The sequence below is a fragment of the Cystobacter fuscus genome (genome assembly GCF_044360685.1).
GTDB classification, from domain to species: Bacteria; Myxococcota; Myxococcia; order Myxococcales; family Myxococcaceae; genus Cystobacter; species Cystobacter fuscus_C.
In genome coordinates this window covers 3952581-3968571 of the sequence record NZ_CP043491.1, presented here as the reverse complement: position 1 = coordinate 3968571, position 15991 = coordinate 3952581, and the positions used below count along the sequence as shown (strand labels likewise).

9 protein-coding genes and 1 tRNA gene are annotated in these 15991 nt (G+C 68.0%); 2 read left to right on the top strand and 8 right to left on the bottom strand.

What is annotated here, in order from left to right; all coding sequences use genetic code 11:
• Position 1: 1 nt before the first annotated feature.
• Together F0U63_RS16300 and F0U63_RS16295 are read right to left on the bottom strand one after the other, a co-directional pair.
• A complete protein-coding gene (locus F0U63_RS16300; RefSeq protein WP_395846839.1) occupies positions 2-2806 on the bottom strand; it encodes a helicase-related protein in 2805 nt (934 codons plus the stop codon).
• Positions 2803-8082: a DEAD/DEAH box helicase gene (locus tag F0U63_RS16295; RefSeq protein WP_395846838.1), complete on the bottom strand. Its 5280-nt coding sequence runs from the start codon at positions 8080-8082 to the stop codon at positions 2803-2805. Before F0U63_RS16295 ends, F0U63_RS16300 begins: the two co-directional genes overlap by 4 nt.
• 134 nt (positions 8083-8216) lie before the next feature.
• On the opposite strand from F0U63_RS16295, the gene F0U63_RS16290 reads away from it, so the two are divergent.
• Together F0U63_RS16290 and F0U63_RS16285 are read left to right on the top strand one after the other, a co-directional pair.
• Positions 8217-8528, top strand: a complete 312-nt coding sequence (locus F0U63_RS16290; RefSeq protein WP_395846837.1) for a hypothetical protein — start codon at positions 8217-8219, stop codon at positions 8526-8528.
• Between the two features lie 18 nt (positions 8529-8546).
• A complete protein-coding gene (locus tag F0U63_RS16285) occupies positions 8547-9065 on the top strand; it encodes a tyrosine-type recombinase/integrase (protein ID WP_395846836.1) in 519 nt (172 codons plus the stop codon).
• A 135-nt stretch (positions 9066-9200) separates the two neighbouring features.
• Here the strand turns inward: F0U63_RS16285 and F0U63_RS16280 are convergent.
• The 6 genes from F0U63_RS16280 to F0U63_RS16255 form a co-directional block, all read right to left on the bottom strand.
• Positions 9201-9282, bottom strand: a tRNA-Leu gene (locus F0U63_RS16280).
• A gap of 116 nt (positions 9283-9398) precedes the next feature.
• On the bottom strand, positions 9399-9872 hold the full coding sequence (secG, locus tag F0U63_RS16275; RefSeq protein ID WP_395846835.1) for a preprotein translocase subunit SecG: 474 nt from the start codon (positions 9870-9872) through the stop codon (positions 9399-9401).
• 79 nt (positions 9873-9951) lie between these two features.
• A complete protein-coding gene (tpiA, locus tag F0U63_RS16270; RefSeq protein ID WP_395846834.1) occupies positions 9952-10731 on the bottom strand; it encodes a triose-phosphate isomerase in 780 nt (259 codons plus the stop codon).
• Between the two features lie 47 nt (positions 10732-10778).
• On the bottom strand, positions 10779-11969 hold the full coding sequence (locus tag F0U63_RS16265) for a phosphoglycerate kinase (protein ID WP_395846833.1): 1191 nt from the start codon (positions 11967-11969) through the stop codon (positions 10779-10781).
• Positions 11970-12007: 38 nt separating this feature from the next.
• Positions 12008-13018, bottom strand: a complete 1011-nt coding sequence (gene gap / locus F0U63_RS16260) for a type I glyceraldehyde-3-phosphate dehydrogenase (protein ID WP_395846832.1) — start codon at positions 13016-13018, stop codon at positions 12008-12010.
• Positions 13019-13091: 73 nt separating this feature from the next.
• A complete protein-coding gene (locus tag F0U63_RS16255) occupies positions 13092-15923 on the bottom strand; it encodes an N-acetylmuramoyl-L-alanine amidase (RefSeq protein ID WP_395846831.1) in 2832 nt (943 codons plus the stop codon).
• Positions 15924-15991: the final 68 nt, after the last annotated feature.

Genomic DNA, 15991 nt, shown 5'->3' with positions numbered 1-15991 from the left:
GTCAGGCCACCTTGGGGAGAAGCACGAAGAGTCCAATCACGTCTGGCGGCTTGAGCGCCTTGACGCTGTAGCTTCCGCGCGCGTCGGCGGCCTCTCGCACGCGGCGGTGATCGGACAGGAGCACCTGCGCGCGCTTCTCGGCGAACTCCTCAAGCGCGGCGAGCCGCTCCGCGTGAAGTCCGAGTGCCTGTTCGATGTGCCGGGCGCGAACGTTCGCAGGCGGGTCGCCGACGGGAGGCGCGGCCAGGAGCGCGAGGGCGTCCTGCCCTTCCATGCTCGAAGTGCCCTGAGCACCGGACCAGGCGATGGCGGTGGCCTCTTCCACCAGCAGCGTGGAGGCCCGGCCTGGCCGCTGGGTGACAAGCTGGTGGCGAAGCCGCAGAAGTGCGACCACGGTTCGCTCGGTGACCACAGCCGAGGTCCAGCACCCCACACGCCCCAGGATGGCCAGGTCCGAGACTGTCGCGCCATCGGAGAGCGTGCGCTCGAGCAGCGTCTCGGCCACCACCGCGACCAGGGGATGGCTACGCTGAATGGGTCGGCAGCGCGGCGCCGCCGGGTAGTCGAAGTCGATGAGGAATTGATCCGGGAGCCCCTCTGCGTAGAGCCGTTCCTTTACTTCTTCCGGGAGACGATCGAGCACGATCTTTAACCCGCGTTTGAGCGGCTCGGGCGCGGTGCCCAGTCGCGAGAGGGCGCGCGAGGTGAACCGCCGCACGTCTTCCCGGCCGCCCACTGCGGCCAGCGTCTTGTGCCACTCGGGGAGGACATCTTCGGGCTTCAGTCGGCGCTGCGCGAACACGGTACGGTTCTTCTTCACGGTCTCGGCCGCGTTCTTCCAGCCCTCCTCGAACAGGCCCATCTGCTTCATTGGGGTGGTGCTGTCGCCGCCCTTTCGCTTGAGGAGCACCGACTGGAGCAACACCTCGGTGAGCGTCTGCCCGTCGTCCGGAAGCGGAACAGGGACACCCAACTCCTCGCGAATCTTCTCGGCCTTGCGGAGGATGACGTCCAGCACCGCGCCGTCCACCGGGTTGTTCGCCCCGTACATCAAGGTCGCGCGCACCACTTCACGCTGCTGCCCGAAGCGATCCACGCGGCCTTCGCGCTGCTCGTGGCGAGTGGGATTCCACGACAAATCGTAATGGACCACCGCGTCGAAGGACTGCTGGAGGTTGATGCCCTCGGAGAGACAGTCGGTGGCGATGAGCAGGCGGCGCTCCGCGTCGCCTAGCGCATCGACCTTCACCTTCCGCTCGTCGGAGGTGAACTCACCGGTGACGACGGCCACCTCGACACCCTTCAGCGATTCGCGCAGGTGACGGCCCAGGTAATGCGCGGTGGCAATGTAGCGGCAGAAAACGACCGGGCTGAAGCCCTCTTCCAGGAGCTGCTTGAGATGCTCCGCCAGTACCTTGAGCTTGGGATCGCCCTCCTGCCCCGACAGTGCCTCGGACATGGCGATCAGCTTCTGGAGCTCGGTATCGTCAGTCGCGGCGGGCGGCTCCACGTCGTCGTCCGGCAGGATGTCGGCGGCGCCATCCAACACGCGCTCCTGCAATGTTTCTTCGTCCTCGGCGCTCTCCAGCCCGGCGCGCGTGCGCAGCGCCTGCACCGCCGCCGCGGGACTCGAGGCCACGCAGCGCATCAACGCCAAGGTGCCCCAGTAGTTCAGCCGAGCACGGCGCTCGTCGCTTCCCGCGGCCTCGACAATGGAGGCGCAGTAGTCCAACACCGCATTGAAGAGCGCGTCCCATTTGCCGGTGAGCTTGTAGGTGAGCTCCTTGGTTTCGCGGCGCGGGAAGAGCCTTGCCTCGTGCCACTCGGCGATATCTGGCCGGCGGCGCTGGACGAAGTGCTTGGAGAGACGATCGCGTAATTGCTCGCGCTCGGCGCCCTTGGCTTCGGGCAGTCGCTCGAAATCCGGATGGAGCAGCCCCAGCAGACGGTAGAAAGCGGCCTCGTCTCCGCTGTGTGGCGTGGCGGTCAGTAGCACCAGATTCCGCGTGGGCGATGCGGCCAACCCTTTGAGGAGCTCGTACCGCTGATGGCGCCCCTGGCCCGTCGCGGCGCAGGTGTGGGCCTCGTCCACGATGACGAACTCCGGGCAGGCGCGGAGGAAATCGGCCCGGCGGCGATCGCTCTTGATGTAGTCGAGGCTGACCACCGCGTGCGGGTAGACCGAGAAGATGCTCTCGCTCTGAGGAATGCCCCGCTCGAGCCGGTTGGCGCTGGCGGCAGTGACCGCCACCGGCCGCAGGTGGAAGCGGGCCTCCAGCTCCGTCACCCACTGGTCGACCAGATGCGGCGGACACAGCACCGCCAGCCGATCGATGTCGCCACGGTCCACCAACTCGCGGGCGATGAGGGCCGCCTCGATGGTCTTCCCGATACCCACATCGTCGGCGATAAGCAGGCGCACGGGGTCCAGCTTGAGTGCCATCAAAAGTGGCACGAGCTGGTATGCGCGCGGCTCGACCGCGATCTGACCGAACCCGCGGAACGGACCCGCGCCACGTCGAAGCGAGAGCAGGAGTGCGTCACGCAAGAGCAGCGCTGCATCATGGCCTCCCACCTGGTTCGCTGCCGGCGGCGGGAAGCGCGCCTCCTGAACCGGGCTCACCTGGGCTTCCAACGCTAGGTGGATGAGCGTCTGGTCCTCCTCGGACCCGGAGATGGGGCGCACGCGGAGGACTTCGGAGTCGCTTCCGGTGAGGACGATCCACTCGCGGCCTCGTGCGCTCACCAGTGAACCGGGGCTGAACTGCATGGACGGTGCGGCGGAAGATGTGCGGGGTGTGCTCATGAATCTCGTCCCAGCGCATGGGCCAGCCGGTCAAACGGCGCGGCCCAGGCGGACGCTGAAGTGGGAAACTGGATGACCTCGAAGCCCTTGTTCACGAGCATGCGGATGGCCTCAGCCGGCATGCCCTCGAAAACCGCCGCGACGTAGTGGCTGCGCCAGGCCAGCGGAACCGCAACGCCGTCGAGCGCGATGGGCTCCGGATCGGGCGCCGGAAGACCGCGCACATGCGACTGAGTCAGCCAGGGGGCGAGCACGGGGTCCGACGACTGTGGCTCGGACGATGCGGCCGGTACATCCTCCACGACGGTGGTTGCGCGGGCGAGACGCACGAGCAGTTCCCGTGCATCCGGATCGCGCCGATCCAGGTCTTCGTGGTCCGGCTGGTTGTAATAGGACATCAAGCAGCGGTAGCAGGCGGCGACACAGGAAGTCTCCGTCACGTCGACCAGCCCCGAGCTGTTTTCGGGCAGGCCGTCTTCACCACTCACGTCGAAGTGCATGACGTCCAGGGCGGCGCCAGCCACCTCGGCAATCTTCCGTGGCTCGCTCACCAGCCGGGTGAGCACGCCAGCACCGCCCTCGGTTGCCTCGTATAGGAGGAAGCCTTTGCGCTCATCACGGGTCGGCATGGGCTCGGCAAGCATCTCGCCTTCCTCAAGCTGGAAGACGGACTCGATTCCGCGGAGGAGCGCGTGCTGGACAGTGACCAACGTCCGCTGCGACAGGTCGCCCTGCACCGGCTGGAACAAGAGCGCGTTCTTCTGATCGCACACGCAGGGGACAATGGCTTGCGGCCGGGTGGCTTCAGGATCCGGCGGCCCGTCGTCTTCGTCCTCGCTCTTCGCCCAGAAACCAGAGATGGGATCGATGAAGAACCCGAGCTTCTTCTTGTCCTTACGCCTGCGGAGGCCCTTGTTGAGCCGGGTGATGGTGGCTCCAGCGCCATAGGCGAGCCGCGCCAAGTCCCCGTGTGCGTCCGCCACCGTGCCCTCTCGCGCGTCCACCTTCTGATCGCGCACCGCCCACTGAAAGGTGGTTTGAAGCTCGAAGCCCTGACGCTGGCGTTCCTCGTCATTGGCGGTGATCCGCTCGGCGGGCTGGGTCGCGACGTTCTCGATGCGGTAGACGTCGTTCACGCACTCCGCGTCCCCCAGGGAAGCACCGCACGCGTGGCACAAGGATGCCTGATTGTCGAAGTCGCTGCCGCCGCACTCCTTGCAGATACGGAGGGACTGAGTGGGAAGGCGCGCCCCCGCTTTGTGGCCGTGCTGCTCAAGTGAGAGCATCGCGCGAACCACCCGGTAGGCACGCCCCTCGTGGTAGACGAGGCTGCGCGGGCCAAACTCGGCGAGCGCGAGGAAGCGCGGGCGCTGCAAGTAGGTCTGCCGCCCTCGCCCGTCACCCGCCGCCGGGATGTAGGCCATCAAGGGAAGGCGCGGGAAGTTGTAGCCGGGGAGGAATCCCTCCGTGGCCAGGTAGCGGTACGTGTAGAAGTCGCTCGAAACGCCATGCGCGCCCATCTGGAGCAGGCGGAGCTGGTCGAGGGCCTGAGCGTGCCGGCTATCCGCCGCCTTCTTCTCCTTCCGCGGGGCTGAGTAGCTGTCCATCACCTGGCGGGCGGCATCGCGTTGCTCCTCCGCGGCCCGGAAGAGGTGGCGCCAGCGTTGGAACGCCTCCTTGAAGCGGGTCTGGGCCGTCCGGGAGATTTCCTCCGCGAAGCGCTCCCGGCCCGGGAACCACGGCGCGACCACGGGAGTGAGCTCGTCTTCCACCAGCGCGAGCACGCGACTGATCCGCTCATTCGCACGCGCGGTCACCCGCACATCCTCCATGCGCGCCGCGAGCTCCGGTTTCAAGGGCCGTTCCGGCTCGGGCAGGACCAGGAGATCCGAGATGGCGTCCGCCAGGGGCTCCTCGGTGCAAGCCAGCCAGGTGGCGTGGAGGTGGCTTTCGATCAGCTCGCGGTTGGCGAGGTCGATGAGCGGTGCCTTCACCTCGCCGTGCACCATCTTCTGCGGGTCGCGGAAGAAGTACTGATCGTGCGGGCTCAGCGCGGCGGCATAGGTGAGGACCAAAGCGGCCTGACCGCTGCGGCCCGCACGGCCGCTGCGCTGCGCGTAGTTGGCTGGCGTGGGAGGAACGTTGCGGAGGTAGACCGCGTTCATCGACGAGATGTCGACGCCCAATTCCATGGTGGGCGAGCAGAAGAGCACCGGAAGGAATCGGCTTGATTCGTCCAGATCGCGTAGCTTTTTTTCCTCGTCCGCGAGCTCCTTCTGCTCCTTCTTGCCAAAACGGAAGCGCTTCTCGCGCACTTCTCGCCGCTCCTGCTCCACCTGGGCCGTGTGCTCCCGCGCCTCGAAGCCGAACAGCGGGTGCGAGGGCTCGCGGAGCAGCCGCGCGAGGTTGGAGTAGAGGTCGCGGAAGAACGCGTCATGGTTGGCGTGCGCCGAGGTCACCTGCGGCTCAGCCTTCTTGAAGACCACGCACGCGTCATTGAGCTTCCACCCCGGCTGGCCGTCGAACGGCGTGGCCTCCTGGTGGACGAGCCCGAAGCTGGTGGCGACGTCGAGCATCGACACGATCAGCGCATCCAGCTCGGCTGACTTCAGCCTGCCCGCGTTCGGGCCCTCGCCCCACGTCCTGGAGTGCCTGAGCACCCGTCCCAGTGCGCTGCGCGCTCCGCCGCGGACGAAGAGATCGGCGTCACGGAGGCTGGCCTCGCGGGTGGTGGCGGGCGAGGAGACCATCAGCCACCGGGCCGCTCGAGGTCGCTCCTCGGTTCCAAATCCCCACGGCGTCCTCAGCCAACTGTGCGAGTTCGCCGCGAGCTGCTCCACCAGAATGGGGTCCAGGACCTGGGAGCGAATCGCCATTCCCTGACGCATGTGGTCGAACAGCTTCCGGTAGGCGCCGAGCCGGCTCTCGGGGGAAACCTCGCGCAGGAGGGGATGGGCGCCCGAAAAGCGCGTCTCTTCCGAGACCAATGCGTCCAGCCCGGCGTACTCGACCCTGACGAGCTTGAGCTGTTCGAGGTTCGGGTTGGTGTAGCGCCAACCGCGCCGCTGGTCGAACCAGACGCGGTAGGTCAGGACTTGGCGGAGCGCGCGCTCCGCCTCGGTGAGATGGAAGCCGCTCAACGTCGGCTCCTTCAACCACTCGGCACGCAGGCGCGCATCGGCGCCGTTGAAACCCAATGAGCGCTGCTGGACGGCCCCGAGCGAGTCGCTCCGCAGACCCTCTTCCCCGGCCAGCTCAAGCGCCCCCAGGAATCCCGCGCGCACGAGGCTCACGAAAAGGAAATCATTGAAATGCCCCGACTGGAGCGCCGCGTCCTGCCGGTTGTCGGTGAAGCCGAGGAGCTTGCGCGTCTCGGGCTTGAGGCCGGAGCCAGATCCGTGCATCCAACGGAGCACGCTGGTCACCAGGACCGTTGTCGCCGAGCTTCGACCCTCTGCGGAGAGTGATGCTAGCCGGTTGCGATCGCGAGACGAGCCGCCGTGGGTCTCGCCACAGCGCAGGCAGAGCCGGAAGCGACCCGGGAGGAACCACGCGCTGACGCCCTCGCCCTCCTTCCCCGTGGGTGACACGGTCACGGACAGGGCACGGGCGTCACGGTAGTTCGGTTTGAGGCGCGGCACACCGGAGGCGCTCGGCTCGAGCCAGGTCTCCGGGTACCTGGACTCGTCATCCTGGAAATCGAAGCCCTCATCCGTGGCGTCGAGCGTCAGGAAGCCAAAGACCTCCTGTTCGATGTCGTCGTCCTGGACCCTGGAACTGTCGTCGCTCGCGGGTGCGGCGTCGTCGATGTCGCGGAAGTGGAAGGCGCGGTGCTCGCCATCGATGACGTAGCGGACGGGGTGGTACTCGTGGCCGCAGGTCCGGCAGAAGTGGGTGGCATAGAGCCGCTTCTCCTGGAAGCCCGGTAGGAACTGCTGGCCTTCGACGGTTACCGCACGCTGACCGGGTGGCTCGAGCGTTGCGAAGGCATGCCCCGCGCCAGAGATGAACTGGTGGAGCTTGAAGGCGAAGAAGCTGCGCTCGCCAGTGCCCTTCCCCCCCGTGCGCTCCTTTTCCGGAATGCTCGAGATGAGCAGCAATTCACGCAAGGCGCGTTGGCAGACCTTCGCGTCCTTGCCCGAGTCGACGCTCAGCTTCTCGACAGCCCTGGTCAAGGTGAGTGGCTTGGCGCGGACCCAGCGTTGATCGACGTCCGAGAACGTCACGCCCAGGTTCGTCTCCACCCACGCCGCCAGCGGGTGGACGCGGAGCTGGGCGTCGGTGATGGTCTCCGGGAGCGGCACTTCCACGGCCGGCCCCAGTACGGCCTTGTCCTTCAACCTGGAGCGCACTGAGGGAGCGGTCACGCACTCGAGCGTCTCGCCGATGACGTTGCTGGTGGGGATCGCGCTGGCGAACAGCCTGGAGGCAACGCGGGCAATCTCCGCGTTTCGCTCTTCCAGTGTGCCCTGGCTCGCCATGGTGGCGGAGGTGCCGATGCACTGGAGACGTTCTGGAGCGAGCCGCTCGCGCACGCGGCGGACCAGCATGGCCACGTCCGCGCCCTGGCGGCCGCGATAGGTGTGCAGCTCGTCGAGCACCAGGAAACGTAGCCCCTGGCAGTGGGCCATCACCCTTCGATCGAGCGGGTCCTGACGCGTCATCAGGAGCTCGAGCATCATGAAGTTGGTGAGCAGGATGTCCGGCGGGTTGTCCGCGATCCGCTGCCTCTCGTCGGCTTTCTCGGCGCCGGTGTATTTCGCGAACGTGACCGGCTTCTCTCCCGGAACGTTGCCGACGTACTTCGTGAGTTCCTCGAGCTGGCTGTTGGCCAGCGCGTTCATGGGGTAGATGACGATGGCCCGAGTGCGTGGCTCGGGCGCGGTGCGCCTCTCGGTCAGCACCGCATTGATCACAGGAATGAAGAAGGAGAGCGACTTGCCCGAGCCGGTGCCGGTGGTAACGACGTAGCTCTCGCCCGCGGCGGCAGTGGCGATCGCCTGCTGCTGGTGCTTGTACAGGTCCAGCGGCTTGCCCGAAACCTGGAAGATCTCCGCGCACCGCTTCTCCAAGAGCCCCGCTTCCACCAGCTCGCCCACTGAGGTTGTGCGTTGGTAGTTCGGGTTGATCTGAAGGAGGGGCTCGGGCCAGTAGCGTCCCTGCGCGTAGATTTCCTCGACCTGACGCCGGATGTCCTCAGCGAAGATTTTCGTGAATGAGGTCGCGAACTTCCTGTACTCGCCGACGACCGCATCCCGAAGGGAGAAAACGTCCATGAGACCCTCGCCCGCCACCAGCTCCTTCGACGGGCATTTCGGGCGGGAGCTTACCTGATCAGCTGACTCTCCCGCACATTGTGTGCTCGCCGGTCATGCGGCGATCAACGCTCGTTGGAGTAGCAGGCGTCCTAATGCGCGAAGCACATGAAGTGCGGGAGAGCCAAAACTGGGGCAGGCTCACCTTCGGAAAGGAGAAGAAAGAGGTCCCCACCCTGGAGCAGTTCCTCAAGCACTCACGGACGAACAACAAGGTCTCCACCGCGAAGACCAAAGCCGACATTCTGCGCAAGCACTTGGTCCCCGCGTTCGGACGGTTGAAGCTGGACCAGATCGACACCGCACGAATCGAGGCCCTCAAAGCTCAAAAAATGAAGGAGAGGCTCGCTAAGAACAGCGTCAACAACCTGTTGACCGTGCTGCGCACGCTCCTGATCCTGGCCTAGGAGTTCGACGAGCTCGACGTGGTGCCCACGGTGGAGTGGCTCAAGGCGCCCAAGCCCGAGATCGACTTCCTCTCCTTCGAGGAAGCCGAGCGACTGGAGGCGCACGCGAAGCCCGGCCGGTGGAAGACGATGATCTCCCTTGCCCTCAATACCGGCCTGCGCATCGGCGAGCTGACCGCCCTGTCCTGGAACTACGTGGACATGACGGCCGGTCGCCTCATCGTGAAGCGCAGCGTCTTCCGGGGCTCCTGGGCACGCCGAAAGCGGGAGGTGCCGCTCAGTAATGAGCGAGCGCTGAATGCCCTGCGGGAATACCCGCAGCGCATCGACTCACCCTGGGTGTTCCCCCAGCGGGACGGCGGCTTCATCAGCAACCCGCAGCACACCTGCACGGAGGCCATCCTCCGCAACGCCACGCGGGCGGGCATCCGGCCCATCAGGTGGCACACGCTGCGGCACACCTTCGCCAGCCACCTTGCCATGCGCGGGGTGCCGCTCAAGGCCATCCAGGAGCTGATGGGCGCTACGTGCACTTGAACCCGGACGTGAAGAAGGACGCGGTCCGCGCCCTCGACGAGCGCCCCAAGGGCACATTGCGGCACCTGGACAGGAAGCGCGGCCCGGAAAACAAAAAAGCCCCCGAGTCTTTCGACTCGGAGGCTCTTTGCGGAGTGCCCAGGGCGGGATTCGAACCCGCACACCTTTCGGCGCCACCCCCTCAAGATGGTGTGTCTACCAGTTCCACCACCTGGGCTTGCTGCGAACCGCGAACCGCGTTGCGACGCGGCCTCTAGTACCACGAACCGCGCCGCCGACAACAACTTTATGCGAGCCCCTGCTGCACTTTTCCAGGGCTCGCTGGCTGCCCGCCTACTGAGCCGGGGCGGGAGCAGGAGCCGGCGTCTCGGCCGGGCGAGGCTGCTCCACGGTGCTCGGCGTGGCCGGGGCCTGCTGCGGCTCCACGGGCGCCGTGCCCGTGGGGGCCGCCGCGTCCTGCGGAGTGGCCGCCGGAATCTGGCCCGCCGGAGGCGCGCCCGTCGACGAGGGGCCCGGCCCGGGGGTCCCGGCCGGAGCCGGAGCCGCCGCGGGAGCCACCGCGCCCGCCGCCACCGAGGAGCGCATGCCCACGAAGGACAGGCCCAGCGACGTGAGGAAGAACAGCGCCGCGCACACGCCCGTCACCTTCGTCAGGAACGTCGTCGCGCCCCGGCCGCCGAAGGCACTCGTCGCGGCCCCGCCGCCCAGCGCCGAGCCCATGCCGGCGTCCTTACCGGGCTGCAACAAGATGACGAAGATCATGAACACGCACAGCAGGACGTGCACGATCGTCACGAAGGTCAGCATGCTTTACTCTTCTTTCCAGTCCTGAATAAAAGGTCGCGCAGCCTAACCGAACGGCGCGCTCGGTGACAATCTTCCTTGCTTACGCCCCCACCGCGCCCTTGAGGATGCCCGCGAAGTCTCCCGCCTTCAGACTCGCGCCCCCCACCAGCGCCCCATCCACGTCCGGCTGGCCCAGCAATTCCGCCGCGTTGTCCGGCTTCACGCTCCCGCCGTACTGGATGCGCACCCGCTCCGCCGTCCCCACGTCGTACAGCCGCCCCAGCTGCTCGCGCAGCGCCCGGTGCACCTCCTGCGCCTGGGCGCTCGTCGCCGTGCGGCCCGTGCCAATGGCCCACACCGGCTCGTAAGCGAGCACAAAGTTCGCCACCTCGGCCGCCTGGTAGCCCTTCAGCGCGCCCAACACCTGCTGCTCCACCACGTCCTTCGTGCGGCCCGCCTCGCGCTCCGCCAGCGTCTCGCCCACGCACACGATGGGCGTCATCCCCGCCGCCAGCACCGCCCGGATGCGCTTGTTCACCGTCTCGTCCGTCTCGCCAAAGTACTGCCGGCGCTCGGAGTGGCCCAGGATGACGTAGGCGCACCCCACGTCCTTGAGCATCGGCGCGGACACCTCGCCGGTGAACGCCCCGCTCGCCTCCCAGTGGCAGTTCTGGGCGGCCAGCTTCAGCGCCGAGCCCTCCAATTCCTTCGCCACCGCGGCGAGCGACACGAAGGGCGGCGCCACCGCCACCTCCACGCGCTCCGCCGGCAGCCCCGCCGCCAGTCCCTTCAGCTCCCGCACCAGCGCGAGCGCCTCGGAGAGCGTCTTGTTCATCTTCCAGTTGCCAGCGATGATCTTGCGTCGCGTCGGTGCGGCCATGGGGACTGACTCCTCGGGGGGACGGTGGAGGGAGCGGTGGGGGTGGACTACTTCGTCTCGAGCGCCTTGACGCCCGGCAGCTCACGGCCCTCGAGGAACTCGAGCGAGGCGCCGCCGCCGGTGGACACGTGGCTGAGCTTGACGCCCAGGCCCATCTCGTTGACGGCCGCGGCGCTGTCACCGCCGCCCACGATCGTCACCGCGTTCTTGTTGGCCACCATGGCCTCGGCCACCGCGCGCGTGCCCGCGGCGTAGCGCTCCACCTCGAACATGCCCATGGGGCCGTTCCACACCACCGTCTTGGCGTTGCGGATGTGCTCGGCGTACATGGCGCGCGTCTTGGGGCCGATGTCCAGGCCGATGAGGTCCGCGGGGATGGCCCGGTCGGGCACCTCGCGCAGCGGGCCCTTGTCGCCCAGCTCCGTGCTGCAGATGTGATCAATGGGCAGCACGAGCGACGTCTTGAGCCGCTGCGCCGCCTCGAGCAGGCGCGTGGCCATGGACAGCTTGTCCTCCTCCACGCGGCTCTTGCCCACTTCAATGCCCTGCGACTTGAGGAAGGTGTAGGCCATGGCGCCGCCGATGAGCAGCGCGTCCACCTTGGGCAGCAAGCTCTCGATGACCTTGATCTTGTCGCTCACCTTCGAGCCACCCAGGATGGCCACGAAGGGCTTGGCGGGGTTCTTGATGGCGCCGCCCAGGTACTCCAGTTCCTTGCGCATGAGCAGGCCGGCGCCCTTCTCCTTCACGTAGGGCACCATGCCGGCGGTGGAGGCGTGCGCGCGGTGCGCGGTGCCGAAGGCGTCGTTGATGTAGACGTCGGCGAAGGAGGCCAGCTCGCGCGCGAAGGCCTCGTCGTTGGCCTCCTCCTCCTTGTGGAAGCGCAGGTTCTCGAGCATGAGCACCTGGCCTTCCTTCTGATCCTTCACCAGCTTGCGCACGCCGTCGCCCACGCAGTCATCCGCGAGGATGACCTCGTGCTTGCCGCCGAGCAGCTCGGACAGGCGCGAGGCGGCCGGCTCCAGGGACAGCTTGGGCTCCACGCCCTTGGGGCGTCCCAGGTGCGAGGCGAGGATGACCTTGCCGCCCAGGTCCAGGGCCTTCTGGATGGTGGGCAGGGCCTCGCGGATGCGGGTGTCGTCGGTGATGCGCCGGCCTTCCAGGGGAACGTTGAAGTCCACCCGGATGAAGACGCGCTTGCCGGTGAGCTGCATGTCGTCGATGTAGCGGATCGTCATCGTTCCCTCTGGTTCGTCCGTGTGACGGGCTTCGGGGATTACAGGCCCTTGGAGGACAGGAACTTGGCCACGTCCACCATGCGGTTGGAGAAGCCCCACTCGTTGTCGTACCAGGCCATCACCTTGGCGAGGTTGTCGCCCATGACCATGGTGTTGGTGGAGTCGAAGATGGAGGAGTGCGGGTTGCCGTTGTAGTCGACGGACACCGTCTGCTCGTCGCTGTACTGGAGGATGCCCTTGAGCGAGCCCTCGGCGGCCTTCTTGAAGGCGTCGTTGATGGCGTCGGCGGTGACGTTCTTGGAGAGCACCACGCTCAGGTCCACCAGGGACACGTTCGGGGTGGGCACGCGCACCGAGATGCCGTGCATCTTGCCCTTGAGGCTCGGGAGCACCTCACCGATGGCCTTGGCGGCGCCCGTGGACGAGGGGATCATCGACAAGGCGGCGGCACGGGCGCGGCGCAGGTCCTTGTGCGGCAGGTCCAGGATGCGCTGGTCGTTGGTGTAGCTGTGGATGGTGGTCATCACGCCCTTCTCGATGCCGAAGGTGTCGGAGAGGACCTTGGCCACGGGCGCCAGGCAGTTGGTGGTGCACGAGGCGTTGGAGAGGATCTGGTGCTTCCCGGCATCGTACTGATCGTGGTTGATGCCGTAGGCGATCGTGAAGTCCGGGTTCTTGGCCGGCGCGGAGATGATGACCTTCTTGGCGCCCGCGTTCACGTGCTTGATCGCACCCTCGCGCTCGGTGAAGTGACCCGTGCACTCGAGGACGATGTCCGCGCCCAGCGACTTCCAGGGCAGCGCGGAGGGATCCTTCTGGGCCGTGACGGCGATCTCCTTGCCGTCGATGACGATGGCCTTCTCGGTGGCCGACACGGTGCCCGGGAAGATGCCGTGCACGGAGTCGTACTTGAAGAGGTGCGCCAGGGTGGCCGGCGAGTCGAGATCGTTGATGGCGACGAAGTCGAGGTTCTCCTTGCGGGCGAGCGCGGCGCGCAGCACGCAGCGGCCGATACGACCGAATCCGTTGATGGCAATCTTGGTGGCCATGTTCAAGCTCCTTGAGCGGGGAATGGGGCTGGGACGAAAAGGCGGGCGACCGTAGGCATGGGCGGCACGCGAGTCAACGCTCTCCGCGAGGCAAATGACGAGTCCGCCGCCGTTGCACAAGCCGCAACAGCAACAGCCCCGCCAGGGAGGCCGTTCCCCCCCCCGCCCCGCAGCCGCAGCCGCCCCGCTCCTCGCCGTAGGAGCCGGGGACCTGCTCGAGGGTGCACGGGAATGCGCCCCCCGGGGAGCTCAAGCCACCCGAGTCCAGATCCAGCGGCAGGGCCTCCTCCGACCCCGGCGCCGGGGGCGGCGACGCCAACACCCCCGCCCGGGCCAGGAAGGCACCCATCAGGTACGCACGGCGCTCGGAGGTGACGACGCCCTCGAGGGGTACGCCCAGGAAGAGCACCTGTCCCCCCGGCGCGGAGAGGACGCCCGCCGCAGTGTCCGCCCCGGAATAGCCCAGCACCGGCTGGCCCCCCTCCCCTGGCCGGAGCACGTCCGTCGCGCCCACCGGGAAGGAGCCCCGCCGCCCGTCGTCCAACAGCGAACTCGCGAGGCCCGGGAAGAGGCCATCCGTGAGCCCCCCCACCCGCGGCGCCGACAGACCACACACTGGCCGGGCGTGCAGGATGTCCGTCAGGAAGGCGACGTCCTCGGGGCTTCCCACCGCGAGCGCGGAGGCAATCTGACTGCCCGACAGCAGCAGGTGCCCTCCCCCGAGCACGAAAGCGCGCAGCAGGGCCTGTTCGGTGGCGTCGGGGCCCTCGCTCCGGGCCTGTCCCCGCCCGGAGAACCAGTCCAGCACCGGGTAGCCCACGGGGGTGAGGAGGCCCGCGGCGATCGCCTCGTTCGTCGCGCTGTCGAAGGCCACGGCGTTGCGCGCCAGCGCGTCCCCGTGGCGGCGCAGGGCCGTCCCGTCGTTCATCGCCTCCACGAAGAGGCGCCGGGGCGAGCCCAGATCGTACGCCGAGAGCTCCTCGACGCGCGCCATCGTCGCATCCAGGGCCCGGAAGGCGTTGACCACGAGCACCCGCGGCGCCCCGTCCGTCGCGCCCACGCTCACGCCCACCACGTCCGAGGGGAAGGACTCGCCGCCCTCGTTGAGGGCCGCCACCCGGAAGTAGCGCGTCGTGCCCGCCGCGAGCGGCAGGGAGAAGGACGTGGCGGTGGTGTCCGTGCCCTCGTCCCAGGCCAGTCCGTCCGTGCTCTGGTAGACGCGGTAGCCCGTGACCGGGTGCTGCGGAGGCACGGCCCCGTCCGGGTCCGCGGGCGGCGCCCACTTCACCTCGACCTGGCCGCCTCCCGCGTTGCGGGCCGCCACCGCCGAGGGCGGCTCGGGGGGCAGGTGGATGACGGGAGCTTGACCCTCCGGGGTATCCCGGACGGCGAAGTACTTGATGAGGCCATGGAGGAAGGCCCGCGCGGCGACGCGCCGGAAGTGCGGCTCCTTGAGCCACGCGGCGTCCTGGGCGTTGTCATGGTAGGCCACCTCCACCAGCACGGAGGGGATCTCCGGGTTGTGGGTCGGGTTCACCTCGCCCAGATTGGCCGAGCGCAGGTTGCGCACCCGCCAGGCCGGCTCGATCTCCCGCTGCAGGTCCACCTTGAGTTCGTCCAGCAGGCTCTGCGCGAGCTCCGGACTGCCGGCCACCGCCGCACCGGGGATGTATTTGCCGTCCACCGGGTTGGGCCCATAGACGTAGGCCTCCGTGCCCCGGACGGAGCCATTCGCCGAGGCATTGGTGTGCCAGGCGACGTACACGGCGTCCTCGCCCTCCTCGTGCAGCCAGGCCGCGAAGCGCGGACGGGCGGAGACGTCGTCGTTGCGCTCGTTGGAGAGCGCGTTGGTCTTCGAGGGCGCGAACACATCGGGCGGCGCGCCGCTGAACTGGGTGTGGTAGCGCGCACACTCCTCGGAGCGCGGACGCGAGAGCGGGCCCAGCTTCGCATCTCCAATGTCGCCCGTGCCTCCGCCCAGGCGTACGGCGTCCAGCGACACGCTACCCGCCTCGGCCGAGTCGTTGAACACCACCACCGACGCCGACTCCGCCGGAGCGCCCGCCCGGAAGTAGAAGCGGCCGAGCAACACCCACGTGCCCCCGTGGCGGCGCTGGTTCACCCGGAAGTGGCTCTCGCCGCCCGCGTGCCGCACCACGTAGTGCGCGTCCGTGACCCGGCTCGGGTCCGAGCCGTAGGCGACATACACGTGGTAGGCGCCGTCCGCGGGCACCCGGGGCGCCCAGGTGGCATGCGCCGTGGCCGTGGCCGCGGCCGTCATCAGCCGGGAGTCTCCCAGCTTGAAGGGCTCCACCGCGTTGCCCATGGGCACCGGCGGCACGCCCCAGCCGGAGCCAGAACCCGTGCTGGAGAAGAGCTCCGCCGGCCCCTCCTCCGAATACCCCACCCCGCCGTTGTCGAGCGCCACGCCCTGGGGATTCAGGTCCGGCTCGCGCACCGGCACCACCGTGGCGCCCGCCCCCATCAGCATCGGCAGCAGGTACTGGTCCATCGTCTCGAGCGACACCAGGTCCTCGACGACGTCGTTCGTGTTGCCGCGCTGGGTGGCCCACCGGCCCAGGGGCGAGCTGCGATAGAAGCCATGCCCCGGGCTCAGGTAGATGACCTTCCCCGACAGCGCCCCGGTGCGCAGGCGCGTCTGGGGCACCCCCGACAACGCGGAGACGCCGGAGCCGCGCTGCTCGCGGCGCACCAGGGCGGGCTCGGCGGGCGACCAGTGGGTTTCATGGGGCCGGGGGCCGGGCAAGGGCACGTACTCCGCGTCCGGGGGCTCGAGCCCACAGGCGTGAGCAGCGTCCTCTTCCTGCGCCTGGCTGGTTCCAGGCCAACAGAAGATCGTGAGCAACACCCAGACAGTGGTACGGAGGGATGCAGGAAGTGCCATGAGGCGCCGGACGTTAGGACCCGGCGCGAGACCTGCCAATCGAACTCGTGGGTGCCCACCCACTCTCC

What these genes read in the sequence shown, in the direction of transcription:
- F0U63_RS16300 (WP_395846839.1), bottom strand. Translation starts at nt 2,806, where the DNA reads ATGAGCACACCCCGCACATCTTCCGCCGCACCGTCCATGCAGTTCAGC.
- F0U63_RS16295 (WP_395846838.1), bottom strand. Translation starts at nt 8,082, where the DNA reads ATGGACGTTTTCTCCCTTCGGGATGCGGTCGTCGGCGAGTACAGGAAG.
- F0U63_RS16290 (WP_395846837.1), top strand. Translation starts at nt 8,217, where the DNA reads ATGCGCGAAGCACATGAAGTGCGGGAGAGCCAAAACTGGGGCAGGCTC.
- secG (WP_395846835.1), bottom strand. Translation starts at nt 9,872, where the DNA reads ATGCTGACCTTCGTGACGATCGTGCACGTCCTGCTGTGCGTGTTCATG.
- tpiA (WP_395846834.1), bottom strand. Translation starts at nt 10,731, where the DNA reads ATGGCCGCACCGACGCGACGCAAGATCATCGCTGGCAACTGGAAGATG.
- F0U63_RS16265 (WP_395846833.1), bottom strand. Translation starts at nt 11,969, where the DNA reads ATGACGATCCGCTACATCGACGACATGCAGCTCACCGGCAAGCGCGTC.
- gap (WP_395846832.1), bottom strand. Translation starts at nt 13,018, where the DNA reads ATGGCCACCAAGATTGCCATCAACGGATTCGGTCGTATCGGCCGCTGC.
- F0U63_RS16255 (WP_395846831.1), bottom strand. Translation starts at nt 15,923, where the DNA reads ATGGCACTTCCTGCATCCCTCCGTACCACTGTCTGGGTGTTGCTCACG.